The sequence below is a fragment of the Acinetobacter sp. CIP 102129 genome (assembly GCF_000368305.1).
Taxonomy (GTDB): domain Bacteria; phylum Pseudomonadota; class Gammaproteobacteria; order Pseudomonadales; family Moraxellaceae; genus Acinetobacter; species Acinetobacter parvus.
The window spans coordinates 474,395-478,577 of record NZ_KB849340.1; the positions used below are offsets into that span (position 1 = coordinate 474,395).

General features: G+C 36.8%; 1 protein-coding gene. It reads left to right on the forward strand.

The window, feature by feature from the left end:
* Window positions 1–337 precede the first annotated feature (337 nt).
* On the forward strand, window positions 338–4,183 hold a 3,846-nt coding region (locus F973_RS15030), incomplete at its 3' end, for a beta strand repeat-containing protein (protein ID WP_004760732.1).

Here is a 4,183-nt window from a genome sequence, read left to right on the forward strand (position 1 = left end):
CATGTGAGAGTAAGTCATCGCCAGCTTTTAAATACTAAACCTCCCAACCAATGTTGGGAGGTTTTTTATTTCTATTTTAACTCAAGTATTTATCTCAAAATCAAGTAGGAATGAGAATTATAAAATCACAGTTTCCTTGTCTTGGTATTTATTGAACAATATTTTTGCATTATAAGTAACAAAAAAATTTAAATATTTTTTTGCCAAATAGTTCACTTTTTTGACGATAAAAGTGGTATTACGAATTGATAAAATATATTATTTCGAGTAAATTTTTGTACAAAAGTCTTAATTCTATTGTAAGACTATTATATTAAATAAGATGGATATTACTGATATGGCATATTTGAAAAATTTAAAGAAAATTGGGGTAAATACTACGGTATTAACAACTTCCCTTGCTCTTGCTGCCTGTGGTGGTGGTGGTGGGTATTATGGGGATACAAACTCTAATACAAACACAAATAATCCTAATGATTCAGGCACTGTAAAAGAAGTTGCAGGAGTTACAATTCAATTAAGTAAAAGTACTTTAAAAGCTACAGGAGATACCGTTGAAATTATTGCAAAAGCAGTAGACAAAGACGGTGGAGGGGTTTCAGGAAAAGAAATTAATTTAAATATTAAAGATAGTGCTACTAATGGAGCTACAAGTGATGCTTCTACAAAAACAACAGGTGATGATGGTACAGTTAAATTTACAGTTACCCTTGATGGTTCAAATAAAGCGCTGACGGAGTTACTATTTACCACTACAATTGTGGGTACAAAAATTCAAAATCAAAGTAAAGCAACGGTTACAGGTGCTGGAACAGTTGTTCAGAGTCAATATGAACTAAAGTTTGATGATATTACACCTTTACAAGTATCTGGTAGTGAAGGGGCTGTACGTGTTCGTGTGTTAGACAATAATGGTGGTGGTGTTCCAAATGAGAATGTATCGCTTACGGTAAAAGATTTTAAGAATAATAATGTAACAATTAAAGGTGCCTCTAGTGCAGTAACTGATAATGAAGGCTATGTTGTATTCACTCTAGTACTACCAAAAGGTAAAGAAGCTGATCGAGCAGCATTAATTGCATCAGGTATTGCACTTGAAGCGACTTTGACAGAACAATCTGGAGCTATTAAAACCCAAATTTCTACAGCTCAAGTCATTTCAGTTAAGAATACAATGAGCAGTTTGACATTGTCTACCTCAGCAAATAATAAGATAGATGCGATTGGTGGTACAATTAACGTAGAGGTTATTGCAAAAAACCCTGAGGGCTTGGTTGTTGCAGGTAAGGATATTACTTTAAAGCTGGATGATGCAGCCGTTGAATATGGAGCAAAATTAGCGAATGCCACTGTAAAAACAGATGAAAATGGTAAGGCTATTTTTACAATTAAAACTGAAGCAAATAGTTTAAATCCAACTGGTCAATTGTTGGTGAATAATGGGATCAATATTACAGCAACTTCAGCGGATGGTACTGTTTCATCTCAGGTCAGTAAGATAACCGTTGTTTCTGTAGCAACGGAAGATGTATCTTATTTGATGGCGATTGGTTCAAATACAATTGATGTCGATAATGGTGAAGCAACTGTTACAGTCACTGCTAAAGATGCAAAAGGTGGAACTGTTGCAAATAAACAAATTAATTTAACTGTGCCAAACAGTCAAAATAATGGGCTGACGATTACAAATGGTTCTAAAATAACAACTGATGCAAATGGTCAGGCGGCTTTTACTTTAAAATTCAATAAGGCTAGTGTTTCTGCTAATGAACTGAATAATTTACTTGCAAATGGTGTAACTGTTGTTGCAAGTTATAACACCGTTAATAGTAATACATTAACCCAAACCACCCGAATTAATTTTACTAATAAAAATGCAGTATTGGAAAAAGATGTACAACGTATAGAGTTGACTCCAACGAAAGGTGTTGTTTCAGCAAAAAATGATACTGTTCAGGTGAAAGTACGTGCTATCAGTGCTGATGGTAGTTTTGTTGCAAATAAATCAATCACACTTGGTTTAGCTCCAGCGGTTACCGAGAATGGTGTATCAGTCGGTGGTGATAAAGCAGTAGTTAAACAAACAGATGCTAGTGGTTATGCAATATTTACTTTAAATGTAGATGCCTTTAATCAGCAATCTATTGATAATTTAGTAAAATCAGGTATTGCAGTTGCTGTGAGTACGACGCTGGCAGATGGTTCAACTGTTAAGCAAAACACACAAATTATGGTCGAGGCCGCACCATTACAAGCGGTTGATGTGAGTTATTTAAGTATTAATCCAAATTCAATGATTAATGTAAAAGGCGGGCAGACAACAGTTACCGTTCGAGCTGTCGATCAAAATGGTGGTGTACTTACAGATCAGGATATTACACTAAATATTGATCAGGCTCAGGCTTATGGCTTAACAATTAAAAATGGTTCTAAAGCGAAAACTAATGCTCAAGGTGAGGCAGCTTTCATTGTTGAATATGATGGCCGTACTTTAGATTCTGCTGTATTAAATGAGCTTAAGACAAAAGGGGTTTTACTTACTGCAAAATATCAACCAACAACTGGCGCTGCAATCACTCAAACTTCCTATGTGCGTTATTATGAGCAAAGTGATAATGTTGAGGTAAAACAACTTGCTATTTCTTTAGGTAAAGGCGTTGTGGTTGCTTCAAATGATATGTTTGAAGTTTCAGTCAAAGCGATTGATGAGAATGGTCAGCCAATTAATGGACGTAAAATTAATTTAACGCTTTCTGATGTGGCAAAAAATAATGGAGTAAAACTTGTTAAACCAACAGAACTCACTGTTAATGGTGAGGCGAAGTTTACAGTACAGTTGGCTGCGCCTAATACAGATGCAGTAAAGGCTTTAGTCGATGCTGGCTTGTTAGTTACTGCATCTGTAGATAATACAAATGTTTCGCAAACAGCAAAAGTCATGGTTGTGGCTTCAAATCAGGGAACTGTTGATGTTGCTTATTTAGCGATTGAGCAACTTGATGCAATTAATGTTGCCAACAATGCTGAAAGAATAGTGACAGTTAAGGCGTATAATAGTAGTGGTATTGCGCTTACGAATAAAGATATTGCATTAAGCTTATCGCAATCGAAAGGAATTCGTATTAAGGAAGGGGCTGTACTGACCACAAATGCTGCTGGTGAAGTGAAATTTACAGTAGTGTATGAGCCAACAAATCTTTCCAAGGTAGATCAAGCAAAATTATTACAAGATGGTTTAGTGATTGACGCGAAGTATGGAAATAGTGTTTCACAAACAGTTAAGTTGACTTATTTTGAAACAGAAGTAAATATTCAGCGCATGGATTTGGTTGTTGACCAACCTGTCTTGGTTGTGAAAGCTGGGGTTGCGCAAACTGTCAAAGCAACTGGAACGCTAAAAGATGATGCTGGAAATGTGATTCAGAACCGTCAAGTCACTGTGGCAATTAATCCAGAAGCCTTGCAAAATGGCGTGAGTATTAATGGCGCAATAGGTGGTTCAATGACTGTGGTGACCAATCCAAGTGGTCAATTTACAGTTGATTTAACGGTTCAACCCAAAGATGGTAATGCAGTTGCTGCGTTAATTGCTTCAGGTCTTGGCATTGGTGCATCTGCTTTACAAGCGGATGGCAGTAATATTGTTCAAAGTACTAAGGTTAGTATTTTGTCTCAGGCAGCTTTAAATGAAGTCAGTTATTTAACCACGGACAGTGATAATACGATTTCGACAACAGGCGGTTCAACCAAGATTACAGTTAAAGCATTCAGTGCGAATGGAATAGCTTTAAGTGGTAAAGCAGTTAAATTGAACCTGAATAATGTACCAGCAGGTTTGAAAATTCAGGCTGATGCAGCTACTAAAACCACAGGTGCAGATGGTACAGCACAGTTTGTCGTGACTTATATTGCGCCAACAAGTTTAACGGCTGATCAGATCAAAGGTTTATTGGCAGGCGTTCAAGCAGCTGCTACTTATACATCTGATGCAGGTACAAATGTTACTCAAAGTACCATGTTACAATTTGCTGTTGATCAGATGAATATCCAGCGTATGGACTTGGTGGTTGATAAATCAGCCTTGGTTGTGAATACCACAGCGGCACAAACCGTTAAAACCACAGTCACCTTGAAAGATCGCGATGGTCAGGCCATTAAAAACCGTCAAGTGACCTTGGCCCTG